At 70.9% G+C, this 20,236-nt stretch carries 24 protein-coding genes and 1 tRNA gene; 11 read left to right on the forward strand and 14 right to left on the reverse strand.

What is annotated here, in order from left to right; translation table 11 throughout:
* Nucleotides 1-17: 17 nt before the first annotated feature.
* Nucleotides 18-1,079, forward strand: coding sequence for a hypothetical protein (locus tag EXE50_RS00380; RefSeq protein ID WP_137704050.1), 1,062 nt, complete (start codon nucleotides 18-20; stop codon nucleotides 1,077-1,079).
* A 22-nt stretch (nucleotides 1,080-1,101) separates the two neighbouring features.
* On the opposite strand, the gene purN is transcribed toward EXE50_RS00380, so the two are convergent.
* A complete protein-coding gene (purN, locus tag EXE50_RS00385) occupies nucleotides 1,102-2,706 on the reverse strand; it encodes a phosphoribosylglycinamide formyltransferase (protein ID WP_137704051.1) in 1,605 nt (534 codons plus the stop codon).
* 167 nt (nucleotides 2,707-2,873) lie between these two features.
* On the opposite strand from purN, the gene purB reads away from it, so the two are divergent.
* The 6 genes from purB to EXE50_RS00415 all read left to right on the forward strand — a co-directional run bounded on the left by purB (nucleotide 2,874) and on the right by EXE50_RS00415 (nucleotide 8,703).
* Entirely contained in the window at nucleotides 2,874-4,346 is a 1,473-nt protein-coding gene (gene purB / locus EXE50_RS00390) for an adenylosuccinate lyase (RefSeq protein WP_137704052.1), read from the forward strand.
* A 44-nt stretch (nucleotides 4,347-4,390) separates the two neighbouring features.
* Nucleotides 4,391-4,726, forward strand: a complete 336-nt coding sequence (locus EXE50_RS00395; RefSeq protein ID WP_121599081.1) for a zinc ribbon domain-containing protein — start codon at nucleotides 4,391-4,393, stop codon at nucleotides 4,724-4,726.
* Nucleotides 4,727-4,796: 70 nt separating this feature from the next.
* Entirely contained in the window at nucleotides 4,797-5,630 is an 834-nt protein-coding gene (locus tag EXE50_RS00400) for a sensor domain-containing protein (RefSeq protein WP_137704053.1), read from the forward strand.
* A gap of 42 nt (nucleotides 5,631-5,672) precedes the next feature.
* Nucleotides 5,673-6,350 carry a hypothetical protein gene (locus EXE50_RS00405; RefSeq protein ID WP_137704054.1) on the forward strand — a complete coding sequence of 226 codons (678 nt, stop codon included), beginning with the start codon at nucleotides 5,673-5,675 and terminating at the stop codon, nucleotides 6,348-6,350.
* On the forward strand, nucleotides 6,351-7,028 hold the full coding sequence (locus EXE50_RS00410) for a metal-dependent hydrolase (RefSeq protein WP_137704055.1): 678 nt from the start codon (nucleotides 6,351-6,353) through the stop codon (nucleotides 7,026-7,028).
* 85 nt (nucleotides 7,029-7,113) lie between these two features.
* Nucleotides 7,114-8,703 (forward strand): NAD(P)/FAD-dependent oxidoreductase, encoded by a 1,590-nt coding sequence (locus tag EXE50_RS00415; protein ID WP_137704056.1) that lies wholly within the window; start codon nucleotides 7,114-7,116, stop codon nucleotides 8,701-8,703.
* A gap of 21 nt (nucleotides 8,704-8,724) precedes the next feature.
* Here EXE50_RS00415 and EXE50_RS00420 read toward each other — a convergent pair whose 3' ends face one another.
* From EXE50_RS00420 to nth, 3 genes are all read right to left on the reverse strand, one after another.
* A complete protein-coding gene (locus EXE50_RS00420) occupies nucleotides 8,725-9,261 on the reverse strand; it encodes a PAS domain-containing protein (protein ID WP_053772316.1) in 537 nt (178 codons plus the stop codon).
* Between the two features lie 547 nt (nucleotides 9,262-9,808).
* Nucleotides 9,809-9,893 (reverse strand) — tRNA-Leu (locus EXE50_RS00425).
* A gap of 274 nt (nucleotides 9,894-10,167) precedes the next feature.
* Nucleotides 10,168-10,863 (reverse strand): endonuclease III, encoded by a 696-nt coding sequence (gene nth, locus EXE50_RS00430; RefSeq protein ID WP_137704057.1) that lies wholly within the window; start codon nucleotides 10,861-10,863, stop codon nucleotides 10,168-10,170.
* A 123-nt stretch (nucleotides 10,864-10,986) separates the two neighbouring features.
* On the opposite strand from nth, the gene EXE50_RS00435 reads away from it, so the two are divergent.
* The 3 genes from EXE50_RS00435 (at nucleotide 10,987) to EXE50_RS00445 (ending at nucleotide 12,046) form a co-directional block, all read left to right on the forward strand.
* Nucleotides 10,987-11,295, forward strand: a complete 309-nt coding sequence (locus tag EXE50_RS00435) for a hypothetical protein (RefSeq protein WP_053772314.1) — start codon at nucleotides 10,987-10,989, stop codon at nucleotides 11,293-11,295.
* Nucleotides 11,296-11,438: 143 nt separating this feature from the next.
* Entirely contained in the window at nucleotides 11,439-11,855 is a 417-nt protein-coding gene (locus EXE50_RS00440; RefSeq protein ID WP_137704058.1) for a DUF2178 domain-containing protein, read from the forward strand.
* Entirely contained in the window at nucleotides 11,852-12,046 is a 195-nt protein-coding gene (locus EXE50_RS00445; RefSeq protein WP_053772312.1) for a helix-turn-helix transcriptional regulator, read from the forward strand. Before EXE50_RS00440 ends, EXE50_RS00445 begins: the two co-directional genes overlap by 4 nt.
* 18 nt (nucleotides 12,047-12,064) lie before the next feature.
* On the opposite strand, the gene EXE50_RS00450 is transcribed toward EXE50_RS00445, so the two are convergent.
* The 7 genes from EXE50_RS00450 to EXE50_RS00480 all read right to left on the reverse strand — a co-directional run bounded on the left by EXE50_RS00450 (nucleotide 12,065) and on the right by EXE50_RS00480 (nucleotide 17,054).
* Nucleotides 12,065-12,703, reverse strand: coding sequence for a fibrillarin-like rRNA/tRNA 2'-O-methyltransferase (locus EXE50_RS00450; RefSeq protein WP_137704059.1), 639 nt, complete (start codon nucleotides 12,701-12,703; stop codon nucleotides 12,065-12,067).
* Nucleotides 12,696-13,598: an NOP5/NOP56 family protein gene (locus EXE50_RS00455; RefSeq protein ID WP_137704060.1), complete on the reverse strand. Its 903-nt coding sequence runs from the start codon at nucleotides 13,596-13,598 to the stop codon at nucleotides 12,696-12,698. Before EXE50_RS00455 ends, EXE50_RS00450 begins: the two co-directional genes overlap by 8 nt.
* Before the next feature lie 65 nt (nucleotides 13,599-13,663).
* Nucleotides 13,664-13,906 (reverse strand): hypothetical protein, encoded by a 243-nt coding sequence (locus tag EXE50_RS00460; RefSeq protein WP_137704061.1) that lies wholly within the window; start codon nucleotides 13,904-13,906, stop codon nucleotides 13,664-13,666.
* Nucleotides 13,907-13,963: 57 nt separating this feature from the next.
* Nucleotides 13,964-14,746, reverse strand: coding sequence for a CBS domain-containing protein (locus EXE50_RS00465; protein WP_121599070.1), 783 nt, complete (start codon nucleotides 14,744-14,746; stop codon nucleotides 13,964-13,966).
* A 70-nt stretch (nucleotides 14,747-14,816) separates the two neighbouring features.
* A complete protein-coding gene (locus tag EXE50_RS00470) occupies nucleotides 14,817-15,182 on the reverse strand; it encodes a helix-turn-helix domain-containing protein (RefSeq protein WP_053772307.1) in 366 nt (121 codons plus the stop codon).
* Nucleotides 15,183-15,405: 223 nt separating this feature from the next.
* Entirely contained in the window at nucleotides 15,406-16,338 is a 933-nt protein-coding gene (locus EXE50_RS00475; RefSeq protein ID WP_137704062.1) for a sulfurtransferase, read from the reverse strand.
* On the reverse strand, nucleotides 16,335-17,054 hold the full coding sequence (locus EXE50_RS00480) for a helix-turn-helix domain-containing protein (RefSeq protein WP_053772375.1): 720 nt from the start codon (nucleotides 17,052-17,054) through the stop codon (nucleotides 16,335-16,337). The genes EXE50_RS00475 and EXE50_RS00480 overlap by 4 nt, the downstream gene beginning before the upstream one ends.
* 177 nt (nucleotides 17,055-17,231) lie before the next feature.
* Between EXE50_RS00480 and EXE50_RS00485 the strand changes: the two genes are divergently transcribed.
* Complete coding sequence (locus tag EXE50_RS00485; RefSeq protein WP_053772305.1) at nucleotides 17,232-17,471, forward strand: hypothetical protein; 240 nt, start codon at nucleotides 17,232-17,234, stop codon at nucleotides 17,469-17,471.
* Nucleotides 17,472-17,491: 20 nt separating this feature from the next.
* Here EXE50_RS00485 and EXE50_RS00490 read toward each other — a convergent pair whose 3' ends face one another.
* Genes EXE50_RS00490 through EXE50_RS00500 form a run of 3 tightly spaced genes read right to left on the reverse strand, consistent with a single transcriptional unit; the run spans nucleotide 17,492 to nucleotide 20,160 of the window.
* Nucleotides 17,492-17,737 (reverse strand): hypothetical protein, encoded by a 246-nt coding sequence (locus EXE50_RS00490; RefSeq protein WP_053772304.1) that lies wholly within the window; start codon nucleotides 17,735-17,737, stop codon nucleotides 17,492-17,494.
* Between the two features lies 1 nt (nucleotide 17,738).
* Nucleotides 17,739-18,743, reverse strand: a complete 1,005-nt coding sequence (gene cydB, locus EXE50_RS00495) for a cytochrome d ubiquinol oxidase subunit II (protein WP_137704063.1) — start codon at nucleotides 18,741-18,743, stop codon at nucleotides 17,739-17,741.
* A complete protein-coding gene (locus EXE50_RS00500) occupies nucleotides 18,736-20,160 on the reverse strand; it encodes a cytochrome ubiquinol oxidase subunit I (RefSeq protein ID WP_137704064.1) in 1,425 nt (474 codons plus the stop codon). The genes cydB and EXE50_RS00500 overlap by 8 nt, the downstream gene beginning before the upstream one ends.
* Nucleotides 20,161-20,236: the final 76 nt, after the last annotated feature.

Here is a 20,236-nt window from a genome sequence, read left to right on the forward strand (position 1 = left end):
GGAGTATCCGAGCGCGCATGTCTCCCCGCTCGCGTCGCTCCCTCCTCGCGTCGGTCGCGACCGGACTCGCCGGCGGCGTCGCCGGTTGTAACGCCCGTCTCGACGGATTGTCGGCGTCGCCCCCGCCGGTCCGACTCGCCGACCTCGACCCGCTCTACGTCGCCGACGGCGTGTCGCTGCCCGACGGCGCGGACCTACTTACCGTCGAGGACCCGACGGGCGGCCGGCTCGCCCTGTTTCCGGCGAGGAACCCGGCTCTGGACGAGGCGCTTGCCGCGCTGCGAGGGGCTACGCCGGTCGTGGTCGTCGGCCGCAACACGCAGGCGACGCTCGCGGCGCTCTGCGCGCAGGACGGACGAGCGTACGGCCTCGCTGGTGAGAGTTGGGATCCGACGACGCGCGTCGCTGCCGTAGTCCCGTACGGTGAGGTCCTCGCCACGCATGTCTTCGAAGGCGTCGGCGTGCCGGGCGGTCTCCCGGACGCGCTCGACCGCATCTTGAACCCGCCCCACGCAGCCTGCGAGGTAGATCCGGAGCTTCCGGGGTACCCGAACGGGTTCGACGACCGGGGGCGGGCGCTCGGCACCGCGTACGTCCACGGCCGCAACGAGGCGGGACGCTTCACCCGCCGGGACGCCCTTCGGATCGCGCCCGGCCCGGACCGCACGCGGGTGGTGCTCTCGATGCGGGGAACGATCCGGGACCGCGGGGGCGTCGACGACGGCGGTGACCGCTACGACGCCGACCGGATCCGGCTCGTCGCGTCGTTCGACGACCCGCTCCACGCGACCGCGCCGCCGACGGGCGAGACCGACGGACTGACCGTTCGACGCGAGGAGGACCGGGGCGACGACGCGGTCGACCACGGGTTCGAGTCCACCAGCGACCGCACGCGCCGCGGCTTCACCGCCTGTCAGCGCTCGATTCTGACTCCGGTCGAGACGCCCGACCCGTTCTCGTACGTCGCAAACGCTCGGTTCCGGTGGCGCGACGCGCGACTGGTTCGCGAGGACGACTACTGGCACCACCACACGCCGGGGCAGGCCGTTTGGTACCCCGACGGCGGTCCACGGAGCTAAGCCGGCTCGGCGTCGGCGAAGGCTAATCGTGCCGGAAGCAGCGCGAGCCGGTGAACGCCATCGCCATGTCGCGCTCGTCGGCCGCGGCGATCACGTCCTCGTCGTTGACCGAGCCGCCGGGCTGGATGACGGCCTCGACGCCCGCGTCGGCCGCCTCCTCGATAGCGTCCGGGAACGGGAAGAAGGCGTCCGAGGCCATCACGGCCCCCTCGGCGGACTTGCCCTCGGCGTCCTTCTCGGCCTTCATCGCCGCGAGCGTCACGGCGTCGACGCGGGAGACCTGCCCCATGCCGACGCCGACCGTCTCCGTGCCGGTCGCGAAGAGGATGCCGTTCGACTTCACGTGTTTCAGCGTCTTCCACGCGAACAGCATCGTCTCGACCTGCTCGTCGGTCGGCTCGCGCTCGGTGACGACCTCAAGGTCCGCGGCCGTCGGGGACTGCCGGTCCCGTTCCTGGACGAGCCGGCCGCCGACGATCGGTTTCTCCGTGAACCGCTCCGAGAAGCGGTCGTCGCCGTCGCCGAGCGGCCCCACGTCGAGCACGCGCAGGTTCCCCTTGTCGCGGAGCACGTCGAGCGCGCTGTCGGTGTAGCCGGGCGCGACGACGACCTCCTTGAACGAGTCGGCGACCGCGGTGGCGGTGTCGGCGTCGCACTCGCGGTTCAGGGCGACGATCCCGCCGAACGCCGACTTCGCGTCGGTGCGCAGCGCGCGGTCGTAGGCGTCGGCGAGGTCCGAGCCGACCGCACAGCCCGCGGGGTTCGTGTGCTTGATCACCGCGGCCGCCGGCTCGTCGAACTCCTTGACGAGGTCGAGCGCGGCGTCGGCGTCGTTGTAGTTGTTGTACCCCATCCCCTTCGCGCCGGGGTTCAGCTGGTCGGCCTCGACGACGCTCGCCTCCTCGCAGCCGTCGTCGACGTAGAGGGCGGCGTCCTGGTGCGGGTTCTCGCCGTAGCGCAGCGACGCGGACCGCTCCTCGGAGACGAACCGCCGCTCCGGGAAGTCGCCGCCCACGTCGCCGTCGACCGCGACGCCGACCGGCTCGCCGTCGGCGTCCCGCTCGACGGTCACGCGGTCCTCGGCGAACCAGCGGACCGCCCGCGGGTACGCCGTGAACTCGGCCTCGCGGAGGACGCGCGCCTTCAGCGAGTCGGCGTCGTCGTCCTCGTACACCGGGATCGGCTCCTGAGTGACGACGGGGCCGGCGTCGACCTCCTCGGTGACGACGTGGACCGTACAGCCGGTCGTCCGGACGCCGGCGTCGAGGACCTGCTCGTGCGCGTCCGCGCCGGGGAACGACGGGAGCAGCGACGGGTGAACGTTCAGCGTCGTCGGGAGGGCGTCGAGGAACTCGTCGGTGAGCACGCGCATGTAGCCGTCCAGGCAGACGAGGTCCACGTCGTAGTCCGAGAGCCGCTCGACGATCCGGCGCTCGTGTGATGCGCGCGACTCCCCCTCCTCGCGCTCGACGACCTCGGTCGGGATCCGGCGCTCGGTCGCGGCGCCCAACACGGGCGCCTGCTCGCGGTTCGTCAGGACGACCGACAGCTCCGCCCCGCCGGGCGCGGCGTCGGCGATGTGTCTGAGGTTCCGTCCCCGGTTGCTCGCGAGTCCCGCGATCTTCATACGCGAACGTCCGACCGATCGGGTATATCGATTGCGGTCCGCGCCGCGTGTGTGTACACGATCGGGGATCGGAGAGTGGTTTTAGGTCGGTTCGAGACGGATTCGGATCCACGTCCGTGCGACACCCTATCGACACGCTTTTGCTGGCTCCGGGGGCAGTCGCGGGCATGACCGACGATGCCATCTCGGGGCTGTCACGGTCGGACCCGCTCGCGGCCGTCTCGCCGCTCGACGGCCGCTACGCCGGCCGAACGGCGCCGCTGTCTCCGTACGCGAGCGAGGCCGCGCTGATGCGCGCCCGGACCCGCGTCGAGGTCGAGTACCTGGTCGCGCTGGGCGCGCTCTCGGCGACGCCGATCGGCTTCGACGAGGCGACCGAGGCGGCGCTCCGGGAGCTGTACGAGGGGTTTTCGGCGGAGGACGCGCGCCTGATCAAGGCCCTAGAGACCGAGGGCGCCGAGGGGTACGACGCGACCAACCACGACGTGAAGGCGGTCGAGTACTTCCTCCGCGTCCGGCTGGCCGAGGTCGCGGAGGCCCCCGACGCGCCCCTCGACGACGCCGAGCCGCTGTACCCGTGGATCCACTTCGGGCTCACCAGCGAGGACGTGAACAACCTCGCGCACCGGCTCCTCGTCAAGGACGCGGTGAGCGAGGTGATCGTCCCCGCCGTCCGCGAGGTGCGCGACGCCCTCGCCGAACTGGCCCGCGAGCACCGCGACACCCCGATGCTGGCGCGCACCCACGGCCAGCCCGCGACGCCGACCACCTTCGGCAAGGAGATGGCCGTGTACGCGGCGCGGCTGGGCCGCGCGCTCGGGCGGGTCGTCGTCGCGAACGGCGACCTCTCGGGGAAGCTCGCCGGCGCCTCGGGCACCTTCGCGGCCCACGACGCCGCCTACCCCGACGTCGACTGGCGGGCGTTCTCCGCGTCGTTCGTGCGCGGGCTCGACTTGGAGCACACCGCGCTCGCGACGCAGGTGAACCCCTGCGACGACCTCGCGGCGCTGTTCGACGCGCTCCGTGGCGTCAACAACGTCCTCCTCGATTTAGACCTCGACGCCTGGCTGTACGTCTCCGACCGCTACCTCGGCCAGGAGGCCGTCGAGGGCGAGACGGGCTCGTCGACGATGCCGCACAAGGTGAACCCGATCGACTTCGAGAACAGCGAGGGGAACCTCTCGAAGGCGAACTCGGACCTCACCTTCCTCGCCGACTACGTGACCGCCTCCCGGCTCCAGCGCGACCTCTCCGACTCCACTGTCAAGCGCAACGTCGGCGCCGCGCTCGCGCACTGCCTGATCGGCTACTCGAAGGCGGCCGACGGGCTCGGGAAGGTCGTCCCGAACGAGGCTGTGATGCGCGAGGAACTGGACGCGACCCCCGAAGTGATCGGCGAGGCGGTCCAGACGATCCTCCGCCGCGAGGGCGACACCGAGGCCTACGAGCGCGTGAAGGCGCTCTCGCGCGGCCGGTCGGTGACGCTCGACGACTTCCGCGAGCTGTTCGACGACCTCGACGTCGACGAGTCGGTCCGCGCGGAGCTGAACGCGCTCACGCCGGCCGGCTACACGGGCGTCGCCGACGCGCTCGCGGACGAACTCGGCGACGGAGAGGACGATGACGACGGGTCCGCTTAGCGACGGCACAAGACGTTTACTCCTCGGCCGAGCAGGAGGGATCGATGCCCTCCGAAACCGACAACACGGAGTACTCCGTCTTCGGCGGCGACGAATCGACGGACGAGAGCGAGCGCGATGACGGCGGGTCGCCCGCCGGCCGCGGCGAGGCGGCGACCGACGACCGGCCGCAGTCACTCGGCGGCGGCGAGGACGGCTGCCCGAAGTGCGGCGGCACCGAGACCGAGACGGACGAGATAGCCACCAGCGGCACGGGACTCACCAAGATGTTCGACGTCCAGAACCGACGGTTCGTGGTCGTCTCCTGCGCGGAGTGCGGCTACTCCGAGCTGTACAAGGGCCAGTCGTCCGGCAACGCGATCGACTTCTTCCTCGGCTGAGTCGGCTCCCCGCGGCGGGCCGACCGCCGTCGAGCGATCGATTTTTGTCGGGCGGCGAACCAGTCGGGATATGGTCTTCCTCCGACCGCTGGCAGCCCTCCCGGTCGTCGGCGTCGTCGCCGACGGCCGCACGTATCGCCGCCTGCTGTACCTGCTGATCGCGGTCCCGCTCTGGGTCGTCTACTCGGGGTTCGTCACGTTCGCGCTCGCGTTCGGGCTCGTCTTCTCTGTCGTCCTCGTCGGGGTCGGCGTCCTGATCGGGGCCGTCGTCGCCTCGCGGATCGCCGCCGGGCTCGAACGGTGGCTGGCGAACAGCCTGCTCGGCACCGACCTGGTCGCGCCGGACGACCTCCAGGCCCCGGCGACCGACGGCTCCGCCGGTGCGGTCGCGACCGTCGGGGCGTACCTGTCGGCGCCGTCGACCTGGCGGGGGCTCGGGTTCGTCTCGCTGAAGTTCTGGGTCACGGTGCTGGCGCTCGCGCCGCTCGCCGTCCTCGCGCGGTCGCTCGCGCTCGTCGGCGCCCCGGTTCGATACCCCTACGCGCCGCAGTTCGGCGAGGTGAACGGCGAGCCGGCGGTGTGGGCGATCGACACGGCCCCGGAGGCCGCCCTCGCGACGGGCGTCGGGGTCGTCGGCCTGCTCGTCGGCCTCCACCTGACGAACCTGATCGCGGGCGGCGCCCGGCTGATGGCCGTCGCGCTGCTCGGGGAGAGCGACGAGTCGGACGGCGGGGACGACGGCGACCGGGTCACGGTCGAGCGCGACGGCGACCGCGAGGTGGCTGACGACCCCGACGGGAGCGACGACCGCGGCGCCGACAGCGACGGCGAGCCGGACGCCGACGGCTTCCAGTTCGACGCCGACCCGGCCGACCCCGACCCGGACCCGGACGACCGCGGCTGACCCGCCCGGAGCGCTTATTCGCCTCCGAGCGTCAGGACGGGTATGGCTCCGACGCTCGTGAGCGCGGCCGTCGGGGCGCTGCTCGCGGCCGCGCTGCTGGGCGGCGCGTTCGACCGGCGGACGGTCGCGGTCGTCGTCGCGGCCGCGCTCGTCCCCTCCCTCGACGCGGCCGCGAGCCTCGTCGTCCCGGGCGCGACGAACGCCCTCCTCCACGCCGTCTGGGCGCCGCTGCTCGTCGGCGCCGCGGTCTACTGGGACGCGTCGCTGCGCCCGGCGTCGGCGCTCCGCGACCGGTTCGGTCGCCGCGGCGTGCGGGTCGCGTGGGTCGCGCTCGCGTCGCTCGTCGTCGCCGGCATCGGGTCCGCGCTGTTCGCCGGCGAGGGGGCGGCGCTCCTGTACCCGCTGGAGGACGCGCGATACGTCGTCCGCGGGCGGCTCGTGTTCTCGACGCAGGAGGGAGTCGTCCAGACGTTCCTCGCGCTCGGCGGCGACGGGTCCGGCGTCCTGCCGCTCCGGACCGCCGGCGGCGCGGTCGCGGACCCGGTCGCCTCGTGGATCAACCCCGACGGGCGCCCCGGCCTCGACCCGGCCGCGGGCCGCGAGTTCCGGTTCGTCGACGGCGGGTGGCAGCTGGTCGTCGCCGCCGCGGCGGCCGCGACGCTCGCGGTCCGCTTCCGGCGTGGCGGCGAGGCGACGGACGCCCCGGAGGTGCCACGCTGAATGCCCTCGACGGTCGTCCACGCCGGGTTCGCGCTGCTGCTCGCGGCCGGGCTGCTCGGCGCGTACTACGACCGGCGAACGCTCGCGGTCCTGCTGGTCGTCCTCGTCCTTCCGGAGGCGGACAGCTTCCTCGGCGTCGTCATGGAGGGCGCGCACCGCACCGTCGGGCACAACTTCGTCCTCCCCGGCGTCGGCGCACTGGCGCTGTACTACGACACGCGCGTCCGAGAGCGGTCGCTGGTTCGCGAGCGGCTCTCGCCGCGGTGGGTCGCCGTCGCGTGGGTCGCCCTCTTCGTCCACGTCTTCGCGCACGTCGCGATCGACTGGACCCACCTCGACGGGGTCAACGCCCTCTGGCCGCTCCGCGACCGCTTCTTCCAGCTGGACGGCCAGATCCTCTACTCGACGGCCGACGGGGTCGTCCAGACGTTCGTCGACGTGCGGATCGACCCGGAGACGGGGAGCCGGACCGTCGACGCGGGCGCGGGCGGCACCAGCGAGTCGGTCCACGTCGACAACCCGGTCCAGCCGCGCGACCCTGACCTCGACGTCGCGGAGCCGGTCGACCGCCGGTTCCCGGTCGCGAACAGCGGGTGGCGGCTCTACCTGATCGGGCTGGGCCTGTTCGCGCTCGGCGCCCGGCGCCTCCAAGGCGACGGCGTCGGCGACGACCCCTGACGGACGCGCGAAATCCGACCGACGGCGACGCCCCTAACATGGTATGACCGCAGGGTAAACCTGGTCGGCCGCCTATCACGACGTAATGTCACCCCAACCGGACGCGGGGCGGTCGGACGCGGGCGAGCCGCTCGCCGGGGAGTCGATCGCGGTCGTCGGCGCCGGCTTCGGCGGGCTCGCCGCGGCCAGCCACCTCGCCGACGCGGGTGCGGACGTGACGCTCTTCGAGCGGAACGACCACCCCGGCGGGTACGCCGGGCGGATCGAGCGCGACGGGTTCCGGATCGACACCGGGCCCTCGTGGTACCTCATGCCGGAGGTGTTCGACCGCTTCTTCGAGCACTTCGGGCGCTCGACCGACGACTACTACGAACTGATCGAACTCGATCCGCTGTACGAGGTGATCTGGAAGGACGGCGACCGCGCGTCGATGCCCGCCGACCGCGAGGGGCAGAAGGCGCTGTTCGAGTCCTACGAGTCGGGCGCGGGGGAGGTCCTGGACGACTACCTCGCGGACGCGGCGGAGGCGTACGAGCTGGGCATGGACCGGTTCGTCTACCCGAGCCGCTCGCGGCTCCGCGACATGGTCGACGCCGACGTGCTCCGGTCCGGCCGCGCGCTCCCGAAGCTCCGGGGGATGGACGACTACGTCGGCGACTACTTCGACAGCGAGAAGCTCCGCCAGATCGCGGAGTACAAGCTCGTCTTCCTCGGCGGCTCGCCGTACAACACGCCGGCGATCTACACGCTGATGAGCCACGTCGACATGAACCTCGGCGTCTACCACCCGGTCGGGGGGATCGCGAGCGTCGTGGACGCGATGGCCGACCTCGCCGGGGAGCTCGGCGTCTCGATCCGGACGAGCGAGCCGGTGACCGCGATCGAGCCGTCGGTCCCGGCGTCGATCCCGAAGTTCACCGTGGAGTCGGCGCCCCGCGAATCGGGCGCGTCGCCCCGCTCGGCCCGCTTCGACCGCGTCGTGGCGAACGCCGCCCCGCCCCACGTCGAGCGCGAGCTCCTCCCCGCCGGGACCGTCGACCGCGAGTCGTACTGGGAGTCGCGGACGTACGCGCCCTCGGCGTACCTCTCGTACATCGGCGTCGAGGGCGAGGTGGACTTAGACCACCACACGCTCGTGTTCCCGACCGACTGGCGGCCGCACTTCGACGCCATCTTCGACGAGCCGGGGTGGCCGGACGACCCGGCGTACTACGTCCACGTCCCCTCGAAGACGGACCCGGAGGCGGCGCCCGAGGGCCACGAGGCCGTCTTCCTGCTCGTGCCGCTGGCCGCCGGGCTGGAGGACGGCCCGGAGACGCGCGAGCGGTTCCGCGACCTGGTGTTCGACGACCTCGCCGAGCACGCCGGCGTCGACTTCCGCGACCGGATCGTCTTCGAGGAGACGGCCTGCGTCTCCGACTTCCGGCGGCGGTTCAACGCGCCCCGCGGCACCGCGCTGGCGCTGTCGCACACGCTCGGCCAGACCGGCCCGCTCCGGCCGGCGCACCGCGCGCCCGGCGTCGACGGCCTCTACTACGTCGGCGCGTACACGAACCCCGGCATCGGGATGCCGATGTGCCTCCTCAGCGGCGAACACGTCGCCGAGGCGGTCGTCGAGGACGCGACCGGGAGCGGCGCGTTCCCGTCGGTCGTCCCCACGTCGACGCTGCGGTGAGCGGCGAGGACGAGCGCTCGCTCACTCGACGCCCGCGTCCGACCCCTCGATCGGCCGCGGCTCCTGCGCGGCGACCCAGTGCGTGACGGTTCCCGCGTCGCCGAACAGCGGTCGCAGCGCGACCCGGTTCGCGAACGGGGCGCCGTCCCGGCGGCGGTTGCGGAGCTCGACGGTGACCGCCGACCACGTCGACAGCGCCTCGCGGAAGTCCGCGCGGGCGCCCTCGTCGGCGTCGGGGCCCTGAAACAGTCGTGGGTTCCGGCCGCGGAGCTCGTTGAGCGGGTACCCGGTCCACTCGCGAAACCAGCGGTTGACGTAGACGATCGGGGTGTCGCGGTACGCCGGACCGGTGAGCGTGAGTCCGATCGGCGCGTCGTCGAGCGCCCGGAGTCGGTCGACGAAGCGCGCCTCGCGCTCCGTCCGGTCGTCGGGGTGATCGACCGGCGTCGGGGCCCTCCCGAGCGCGAGTTCGTACTCGTCGAGAAGCGCCGCGAGCGCGGGCCGGAACGAGCCGCGGTCGGCGTCGACCGCCGCGAGCACGTCGCGTCGGAGCGTCACGGATCCGGTTCGCGACCGATCGACAAGGGGGTGTCGTTTCGGCGACGAGCGGCCCGCACGCGGAATCCACGTCGGGGTGCGCCGCGGCGAGGCGAGCCCGTCCGACCGCTCATCTGGTCGCCGGCTGAAACGACGGTTATGTGTCTCCGGTTCGGAGGTCCAGTAACGATGCGTCACGCCAGCGCCGCACTCGTCGCCGCGCCCGCGTCGCTCGGTCACGACGAGCGCGGCGAGGTCTGCTTCGCCGACGGCGGCGGGTCCTGTACGGTCGACGGCGAGTACTACGGGCAACAGGAGGTGCGGTTGGAGGACGTGGCCGGCATAGCCTCCGAGCGGCGAGCTACTCCCGATAGCGCGCTTCGAGCGCCGCGGTCAAGTAGACGTACCGACCTTACTAACACGGATTCAGACAGCGAAGGAGTCCGAACCTGCGCCGAAATGCCTCTCACGTTCGTTCGAGGCAGTATGCGCGGGACCGGATTCGAACCGCGAGGACTCCCTTCGCTCGTCCTCTGGGTTACAAATCCGCTCTTGCTCCTTCGCTCAGTGCGCGGGACCGGATTTGAACCGGCGGACCCCTACGGGATAGCGTCCTAAGCGCTACGCCTTTGGCCTGGCTCGGCAACCCGCGCGCAAACCAGCGTACGCGGAACCGAGTCAAGAACCTGACGAACCGACAGCGGCGATACGATTCGTCAATATCGTGCGGCGGCGCGTGTCCGCGAGCGGCCGGAGCGAAGCGGAGGCCGCGAGGAGCACGCGCGGGGGAGTCGCTGGCGCCGCCGGAGCCAGCGACGAGGCTGGGAAGGCGTGGGGCCGCTGTGCGGTGCTTCGGGAAGCGGTCGCCGCCGAGCGACCAGCAGAATTCACTTCGAACCGGTCACGAATCGCTCCCTACTCGACGTATCAGCAGTACTCGCAGTCGCAGTAGACTTCACACACCGGGTTGTCGCAGTCCGCGCCCCGAGCCGAACAGTGCTCGCGACCGTGCCGAATCAACAACACGTGAAGCGGGTAGATCAGCTCGTCGGGCACCTGCGCGTCCAGTTCCTCGTGGGCGCGCTCGTTCGACGCCGACTCCGAGACGAGCCCGAACCGCTTCGAGACGCGCTCGACGTGGGTGTCGACCGCCATCGTCGGCTTCCCGAAGTGGAAGTTCAACACGACGCTGGCGGTCTTCGGCCCGACGCCTTTGATCTCCGTCAGCCACGCCTTCGCGTCGTCGGTCGCCATCGCGTCGAGGAACGCGAGCGAGTACGCGCCGCCGGTCTCCTCGCGGATCGCGGTCAGCGCGCGCTGGATGCGCGCGGCCTTCTGGTCCGGCAGCCCGGCCACTCGGATCGTCTCGCGCAGCTCCTCGTGGTCGGCGGCCTCGATCGCCGCGAAGTCGTCGTACCGCTCGAACAGCGCCTCGGCGGCCCGTCGCGTGTTCTCGTCGGCGACGTTCTGCGAGAGGATCGTCGTCACCAGTTGCCGGACGCCCTCGCCCGGCTCCGCGGTCGGGTCCGCGCCGTGTTCGGCGACTCGGTCGACCGGGTCGTACAGCTCGACGAGGTCGTCGTGAAGCGCGCGGACCCGCGTCTCGTCCCACGTCTGCGTCATACGCGCGCTACGTGCGCGTACGACTTGAGACCGGCGACCGCGGGGAACTCAACGGCGGCGACCGCGGGCGACTCCGGGGCGCCGACGCGGACGTTTATATCCCTCCCTCGACTACCTCGCCGCGTGTACCGGGCGAGCGACCGAGTCGACAACGAGGCGTGGATCGAACTGCTCGACGAGGCGTGCGCCTCGCTCGACCTCGACGACGAGACGCGCTCGACCGCGGTCGACCTGTTCCTCTCGCGCGCCCCCGACGACGACCGCGGGAAGCGCGTCGCGGCCGCCGCCAGCCTCTACGCCGCCGGACTGATCCGCGGCGAGGAGCGCTCGCAGTCGGCGGTCGCCGACGCGATGGACGTCTCCCGGCTCTCGGTCCAGAAGCGCTGGAAGCCCATCCTCGAAGACGCCGGCTTCTCGCCTCCGTCGTGGTGAAACGGCGGTGAATTGCGGTTTAGAACCCCCTCGACGCGTTTCCTATCAGAACCTTCGCCGGCGACAGTTTTATTAGCAAACGTAAAGTGTCTTTTACTGTAAAGCGAGTTTTACATGCAGTTCTCGCTCGCTTTACTCCCACCATGAGCGAACACACCGCCTCCGCGACGACTCGGCCCTCCACCAGAAAACGGTACAAGCGCATCGCCTACGGACTGCTCGGCGCCGGTATTCTCGCCCTGTGGATCGGCATCGCGGTCGACCGCTTCGTCCTCGGCGTCGCTCTGTACTGGGCCGGCGGCCTCGGTATGGGGCTGGTCCAGCGGTTCAGCCCGGTCGAACTGTACGACGAGCGCGACAACGCTATCGAGCGCAAAGCCAGCCAGAACACGCTGAACGTCTTCGCGTACCTCTTCGTCCTCGGCGCGCCGGGCGGACTCGCCTTACACGAGAGCGGCGTCGTCACGCTCCCGGGCGAGTTCTACGGCGCGATGCTGACGCTCTTTGGAGTGTACGTCGTGTTCGGCGTGTCTATCTTCTACTACAAGCGGACCGCATGAGAAACGACATCCCCGAGCGGCGCGAGGAGACCGGCGAGAGCCAGGCCGACCTAGCCGCCGCCGTCGACGTCACTCGCCAGACGATCAACGCCATCGAACGCGAGCGCTACGACCCGTCGCTGGAGCTCGCCTTCGAGCTCGCCGACCACTTCGGCTGTCGGATCGAGGACATCTTCGAACCGGCGGAGTGACCGACCGCCGCGGCGCGGCTACTTCGGCGTCGCCACCACGCCGAGGTGGTCCTCGTGGAACCGGTCGAGCCGCCGCGTCTCCAGGACCTCGTACGCGTCCCGAAGGCGGTCGAGCGCGCCCTCGAACACCTCCTCCGGCGCCGCGGTCACGTCCTCGCTGCGCGCCTTGACCGCGAGCAGCAGCCGGCCGTCGTCGGCGAGGAACCGCGCGTTGCGGACGGCCACGTCGGCCTGCCCGCGCGTGGCAACGTCCTGGACGACCGCGTCGACGTCGGCCTCGACCACGTGCGCGTACGTCTCGGGCCGCCGGGCGTCCTTGAGCAGCGGGAAGAGTCGGTCGCGCGGTTCGGCGGCGTCGAGCAGGTCCCGCGCCGGCCGCGGTGCGAACTCGACCGCGTACGTCGGCCCGGCGAAGTCGGCGACGTGGCTGACGGTCGTCCCGCTCGCGGCGCCGAGGTAGAGGACCGTCTCCCCGCCCGCGAGCCCGGTCTCCAGTCCCAACTCCAGCATCCCGCCGAGCTTCGACCGCTCGGGCTCCCACGCGCGCCAGCCGTCCGCCGTCGGCTCGCCGTACACCGGCTCGCCGCGGGTCGCGAGCCGCTCCTCGCCGGCTATCTCGCGGCGCTCGACGCCGTCGGGAAGAGACGGCTCACTCATGGTCGGCTTCCCCCTCGCTCGCCGCTCCGTCGCCGTCGCTCTCGGCGCCCTCGTCTGCCCGGGCTCGGATCGTCGCCATGCGCTCTCGGAGGTCCTCGTGAAGCTGCGCCCGTCGCTCGCCGGCGTAGTGGTCGGCCCGCGCCGCGAGCGACAGCTTCCCGGCGAGCGCGCGCGCCGCCGAGCCGCGGTCCGCCGGTCGCGTGCCGCGGACGAACTCGTGCGTGTAGATGATCCCGTGTTTCGGCGAGGGGGCCCGCCCCGAGAGGTGCGCGAACAGCGCGTCCTCGGCGCCGAGCACCTGGACCGTCCCCGACGGCTTCTTCGCGAGCGACTCCAGCCCGCCCGCGAGCGCGATCAGCCGCGCGGCGAGCTCCGGCCCGGCCATCTCGGTGAGGTTCGGCGCGACCGCGGGCGCGATCCGACCGATCGTCGCCGCGAGTTCGGCCCGCTCGTCGTCCAGGTCGGCGGCGCGCGCCGCGAGCGACACCGCCCGCCGCTCGACCTCGCTCTCCGGCTCGCGGGCCGCGATCGCTCGGGCGCCCTCGACGCCGGACCCCACGTCGTCGAAGAGGCTCCCGGCCCACTCGACGGCGCGTTCGGCGAGCTCGTTGGCCACGCGCTCCGCGTCGTCCATCGCCCGGACCGCGTGGATCAGCTGCGCGTCGTCGGCGCGCTCCCGCTCGCGGACCGCCTCGCGGGCCGCCGCGACGCTCGCCTCGTGGAGCCGGTCGTAATAGTCGTCGGTCGAGTCGGCGAACCCGGACTCGACGGCGAGGGCCGGCCAGTCCCGGGGCCGGTCGGCCTCGCCGTTCGCGAGCCGGTCGCGGGCGGCGTCGGCCGCGTCGCCCGCGTCGGACCGCGAGAACCACCCCGCGTCGGCGTCGGTGTCGGTCATCGGCCGTCGCTACTCGTTCCCGTCGTATAGGCGTTCCCGAACGCCGACGCGCGGCGGAGAGCGACTCAGCCGGCGGTCGCCGCGCCGTCTGCGTCGTCGAGCGCCTCGTCCTCGTCGGAGCGGAGCGCGTCGAAGAAGCCGCCCGGGTCCGAGCGCACGTCCGCGATCGTCGCGCCCGCGAGCGCGCCGAGGGCGCCGCCGCTGGAGGCCGCCTGTCTGCTGATCAGTCCGCCGACCGCGGCGCCGGCGGCCGCGCCGACCGCGGCGAACGCCGCCCGAGAGAGTGCGCGTCGAATGCGTGATCCCATGCGCGGAACGTCTACGTCAACTTACAAAAGCCTACGGACGGGGTTCCGCGCGGCGCCTCACTGGAGCCGCTTCGTCGTCTCCACGAGGGGGTGGCGCGCGTAGTCGACGACCTCGATGTCGTCGACGACCCGGAGCCCCTCCTTCTCCGCCGTCTTCGCCATTCCGAGGTCGATCGTCGTCCGCGGGACGATCACGTACGCGTCCATCGCCTCGATGCCGCCCTCGCGGGCGGCCATGGCCCGGTGGTGGCCGTCGGCGAGGTAGAGCGTGCCGCCGTTGTCGATGACGACGAGCGGCTCCGCGAGCCCGTGTTCGAGCTCGTACTGTCGGCCCTCTAACTCGTCGGCGTACACGCGCGCCTGCGTCGGCGTCAGGTCGGCGATCGCAACCTCGCGGCGCTCCTCGTCGAGCTCGACGCCGTGGATCTGCGAGAGGGTCCGCATCAGCTTCCCGACCTTGCCGGGCGTGGCGCGCTCGATCTGCGAGCGGACCACGTCGGTGTTCGAGATGATTCCGACGAGGTTGTCGGCATCGTCGACGACGGGGAGCCGCTGGATCCCCGAGCGAAGGATCACCCGCGCGGCGTCGGTCACCTTCATGTCCGGGTGCGCGACGATCAGGTCCTCCGTCATCACCGTGAACACGGGGGCGTCGTCGTCGGCGAGCAGCAGGTCCCCGGCCGAGACGAACCCCTCCACGGTGCGGCCCTGGGTGACCGGGAACCCGTTGTGGCCGTCGCTGTCGGCCATGCGACGCGCGACGGTCGCCACCGTCTCGTCCGGGCTCACCGTCTCCACCTCGCGGGTCATGTACTCCCCGACCGTCGGTTTCCCGCTCATCGTCCGCCATAGGCGCTCCCGGAATAAAAGAGGGCGGGGCGACGGTCCCCCGGCCGTCGCCGTACGTCCGTCACTCTCCGTCCGGCCGCCACGTCACCGTCTCGTCGGGGTTCCCCGCCGGGCGCTCGACCCGCGTCCCGAGCCGTCCGTCGTCGTCGACGGTGATCGTGACGCGGCGTACGTTGCGCTCGTACAGTCGATATCGCCCCTTCTCGGCGTCGATCGCGACGTGCTCGGTCACTAGGTCCATCTCCTCGAGCGTATCCAAGCGCCGGTACACCGTCGACATCGGGATGTCGCACGCGTCGACGAGTTCGGCGACCGAGGTCGGCTCGTCGAGTTCCGACAGGATCGTCCGGTTCGTCTCCTCGCTCAGTGCGTCCAAGAGCCGCCGGACGGTCCCCGACTCGTCGCGCTTCGAGCCGGCGTCACTCATCGTGACCGACCGGCGGTACGAGTTCGCTTCGCCGGCCGCCCCACCGGCTTCCTGTGCGCCTCGCCATCGGTTCGGCGTGAGAACCAGTCATCGCCGAAGATTGTGTGTACAGGAGCTAATGTGTCCGTTTGTCGTAGGACAACGACCTCTCTCCTCGGCCGGGGGCGGTGACTTGCCGCGCCCCGGTGGCGGCGGCTGACGGCCGCCGAGGACGGGGAGCCGGCTAACCGTCGTCCGGTTCGCCGACGTCTATCGGGACGCCGATCATGTTTCCCCACTCGGTCCACGACCCGTCGTAGTGCCGCACGCGTTCGTAGCCGAGCAGTTCCTCGAGCACGAACCACGTCACCGACGATCGCTCCCCGATCCGACAGTAGACGATGACGTCGTCGTCGGGGAAGATCCCCCGGGATTCGTACACGTCCGAAAGCCGCTCGCGAGACTTGAACAGGCCGTCTGGGCGGACGTTCTCGGCCCAGAACACGTTCGTCGCCCCGGGGATGTGGCCGCCCCGCATCGCCCCCTCGTTGCTGCCGGGCGGCTTCGTGATTTCCCCCCGAAACTCCTCGGGTAGTCGCACGTCGACGAACTCCGTGTCGGTGTCGAGCGCTGCCCGCACGTCCGTTCGCGTGGCACGCACCCCCGGTCTGGCCGGCGCTTCGGGGGCGTCGCCGTACGTCACGGCGGGCGGGTCGGCCGGCTCCGTCGTGGTCGGGTAGCCGTGTTCCGTCCAGTACTCGCGGCCGCCGTCCATGATCCGGACATCCGGGTGGCCGTAGTAGGTGAGCTGCCAGTACAGGTGGGCCGCGAACCAGTTCCGGTTGTCGCCGTAAATGACGACGGTCGTCTCCTCGTCGATCCCGTTCGATTCGAGGAAGGCGGTCATCTCTGCCGGGGGGAGGATGTCGTGCGCCGTCGCCGACCGGAGTTCGGTGCGCCAGTCGACGCCGACGGCGCCGGGCGCGTGTCCCTCCCCGTAGAACGAGGCGTTGACGTCGACTTCGAGCAGCCGCAGGTCGGGGTCGGCCGCGGCGAACCGGTCGATCCGGGCGTCGACCCAGTCGGGGCTGACGAGCACGTCCGTCGGGTACCGGCCCTCTAGCGACGCGGCTGCCGGTCTCCGCTGATCGTCGTCGGGTGGGGTTTCTGCGGTCATGACTGTTGGTCGGCGAACCGCTTTGCCAGCTCCGCGGTCGCGCGTCGAAGCCGGTACGACACCGTCGAACGCGGCTCGTCGAGCTCCGCCGCGAGCTCGTCGAGCGTCACGTCTCGCGGCGTCTCGAAGTACCCGCGTTCGACGGCGAGCAGCAGGGTCTCGCGCTGTTCGGCCGCGATATCGGGCCGAGAGAGCAGTTCGCTCTCCCAGTGGTCGACCTCGGTCAGGTGTTCGAACGAGAACGACAGCCCGTCGCCGAGCTTCGCGGACAGCGTGTCGTACAACAGCCCGATATTCGAGTCGTCCTGGACCAGCACGCGCCAACGGACCGTGTCGCCGGACCGCGTCTGCTCGAAGAGGACGCCCCCGTCGACGTACTTCGCCGTGATGAGGGGAACGGACTCGCAGTAGTCCACGTCGGAGACGTACGTGTACGCCACACGCCGCCGCTGCTCTTCGGTCAGCAGGCTCGTCGCACGGGTCGAGCGACACGCCCGACCGCTGATCGACTCGCGGTCGACGGACTCGTCCAAGAGCAGTTCGTCGACGGCGGCGAGGTCGGCCGCTTCGCCGGTCACCGATTCGAGCTTCCACAGCTCCGCGGGGTCGAGACACGAGTAGGTCGCCTTCGACTGGAGGGAGCCGCGGTCGATGAACAGGTCGACGTACTCGTCGGCGCCGGGCTCGTACGTTATTTCGAAGCTGAAGTCGTGCATCTGTCGGTGAACTGGTCCGGTCGTGCGGGCGCGGTTCGCGGCGACGGTCTTGCGGTCGTCGAGGGTCTCACGGCCGGCGGTATCGCGGTCGCCGGTCAGCGAGCGCCCGCGCCTCGGCGGGGAGTTGTCCCTCGACAACGCGTGTGATATGGGCTCGACGTACTTACGTTGTCTCGTATGGCGCAGTCACCCTCGGGTCGCGAGACGCCGACCGCGCTCCGGAACCGTCTCCTGATCCCGGCCCTCGTCGCGCTCGTCGCCGGGATCGGCGGGTTCGGCCTCGGACTGACCCACGACGACACCGTCACTGCGCTGGGCGCACTGCTCTTCCTCCCCAGCGCCGCGCTGCTGTTCGGCATCGTCGCCAAGCGTCACGGCGTCGGACCGCTCAGGCGGTCGAACCGTCGGTCGGACTGACGTCGGACGCGGCGGTCCGATCACGTCGCCTCCCGGACGCGCGCCGCAACGAGCCTGTCGACGTTGAACATGACCACGGCGACTGCGGCGAGGACCGTCGCGAAGTAGACGACGAGCTGCGGCGGGCCGGACGCGGCGCCGCCCGCGACGGCCCCGCCGAACCCGACGACGAGGAGCTCCGCCCACGTGATGAGCACGCGCGAGAGCAGTAGCGTTCCGACAGGCGAGCGACGTGTCGTCGCGGGCGCCTCCGATCCGTCGCTCATTTCAGTACGCCTCCTCGGCCGTGATCGGGCCGCTGAACGCCGAGTACAGGACGACGAAGTACGCGGCGACCAGCGGCAACAGCAGGGCCGCGCCGATCGACATGAGGTTCAGCGGTAACGTCGAGACGACGGCGTCCCCGACCGTCGCCCCGGTCGCCGGGTCGATGCGCGGATACATGAGGACCGCGACCACCGCGATCAGCCCGTACGTCAGTCCCGCGGCCACCGCGAGCGCGGCGAGGTTCGCTCCGCGCCGAAGGGCGACGCCGTAGCCGACGCCGAGTGCGACGGAGGCGACGACCAGCGCGACCACCGGCGGCGACAGCACCGCGTCGACGCCGGCCGGGAGCCGAGTCGCCAAGACGCCGAGGGTCGCGACGACCGCGATGAGGTACGTCGCGACGGCCCCGACGCCGATATCTGTAACCCTCTCGGGCAGCGCGTTTCGCGCTTTCAGCCGGAGGAACGCGGCGCCGGAGACGACGGTCAGCGCCGTGACGGCGACCCCGGTGACGACGCCGATGAGCGTGAGCGACCGGGGGGTTCCGACGAGCCAGTTCCCCGCGAACGCGCCGAGGAGGAACGGCGCGAGGACGCTGCCGGCGACGAACGACCGCCCCCACCACCGCCGCCACCGCGCGTCGTGGCGTTGCTCGTACATCTCCGGCGCCAGTCCCCGAAAGATGAGAGCGCCGAGGATGCCGAACATCAGCAGGTAGTGGCGGCTGAAAAGCCCCGCGTACACCGACGGAAAGGCGGCGAACAGCGCGCCGCCGAACACGACGAGCCACACCTCGTTACCGTCCCAGAACGGCCCGATCGCCGACAGCACCGCCTCGCGTGCCTCGTCGTCGGAGAGCGTCGCGAAGATCGCGCCGGCGCCGAAGTCGAAGCCGTCGAGGAACAGGAACGTCCCGAGCAGGGCGAACACGAGCGAAAACCACAGCTCCGGGAGCGGCAGGCTGAACACCGGCCCCCCCGCGAGCGCGTCGACGGCGCTAGTCATCACCGGGCACCTCCGCGGTCCCCGCGTCGCGCTCCGCGGTGGACCGCAGTTCGCGCGCCCTCGGTGGTCCGTCGCGGATAACCCCCGCGACGACGTACGTGTACAGCGCGAGGATGCCGGTGTAGACCCCGACGAACCCCACGAGCGTGAGCAGCGCCTCCCCGCCGGTAAGACCGGGCGACACCCCCTCGCTCGTCTTCAACACGCCCTGGATCACCCACGGCTGGCGGCCGACCTCCGTGACGACCCACCCGAGTTCGACCGCGACGATGCCGAGCAGGCTGGACGCCATCAGCGCCTTGTGGAGCAGTCCGTCTTCGAACAGTTCGCCGGTGAACCACCGGTAGCCGCCCCAGAACGCCAGCAGGATGAACCAGAAGCCCATCCCGACCATCGCGCGGAACGACCAGAACACGATCGCGACGGGGGGCGCCTCCGTCTCGAACGTGTTCAGCCCGCGTATCTCCGCAGTCGCGTCGCCTCCGCTGGCGAGCCACGACGCCCCGCCCGGAATGCCGAGGCCGAACAGCTCCTTCGCGCGCGGATCCGTGAACTGGCTCAGGTCAGTCGGGATCGCGAAGATATACTCCGGGACGTACGCCTCGGTGTCCCAGACCGCCTCCATGGCAGCGAACTTCTGCGGCTGCGTCTCATAGACGTGCCTCGCGTACAGGTCGCCCTGAAGCACCTGTAGCGGGGCCGTGATCAGTAGCGCGACCAGCGCGATCTTGAGCGTCTTGTGCCAGAATTCGATGTGTTCCGTCTTCGTCCCCCAGACGTGGTGTCGATAGACGTAGTACGCGGAGACGCCGGCCATGAACAGCGCGACCGACTCGACGGCGGCGTTTTGCATGTGGACGTACATGTAGCCGAACCGCGGAGTCAGGTACGCCGCGAGCGGGTCGACGAGGTGGACGACCTCCCGCCCGTTCTCGGTCACGAGCTCGTAGCCGCGCGGCATCTGCATCCACGAGTTCGCGATGAGGATCCAGACCGCGGACAGCCACGTGCCGACGCCGACGGCGAGGCTGGACACCAGGTACAACCGGTCGGAGACCCGCTCGCGACCGAACACGAAGATGCCGAGGAACGTCGCCTCCAGCATGAACGCCATCATCCCCTCGACGGCGAGCGGGCCGCCGAACAGCTCGCCCGCTGTCGTCGAGAACGCCGCGAAGTTGGTCCCGAACTCGAACTCCAAGACGATCCCAGTGACCGTCCCGACGACGAACGAGATGGCGAATATCTTCGTCCAGAAGCGACGCAACTGCTCGTACACCGGGTCGCCGCCCCGAACGTCCTTCCAGGTGAAGTATATCAGGAACGGCGCCAGTCCCATGCTCATCACCGGGAAGATGATGTGGACGATCGTCGTCAGGGCGAACTGGAATCGGCTTGCGAGTACTGGGTCGATCATGTCGTAGTGGATACGGATTGGAGGGTCGCTCCGACGCGCGCCGCGGTCGGTCTCTCCGTGTGACACTGATCGCTCC

Origin of the sequence: Halorubrum sp. ARQ200, assembly GCF_005435115.1 — an archaeon.
In the GTDB taxonomy this organism is placed as follows: Archaea; Halobacteriota; Halobacteria; order Halobacteriales; family Haloferacaceae; genus Halorubrum; species Halorubrum tropicale.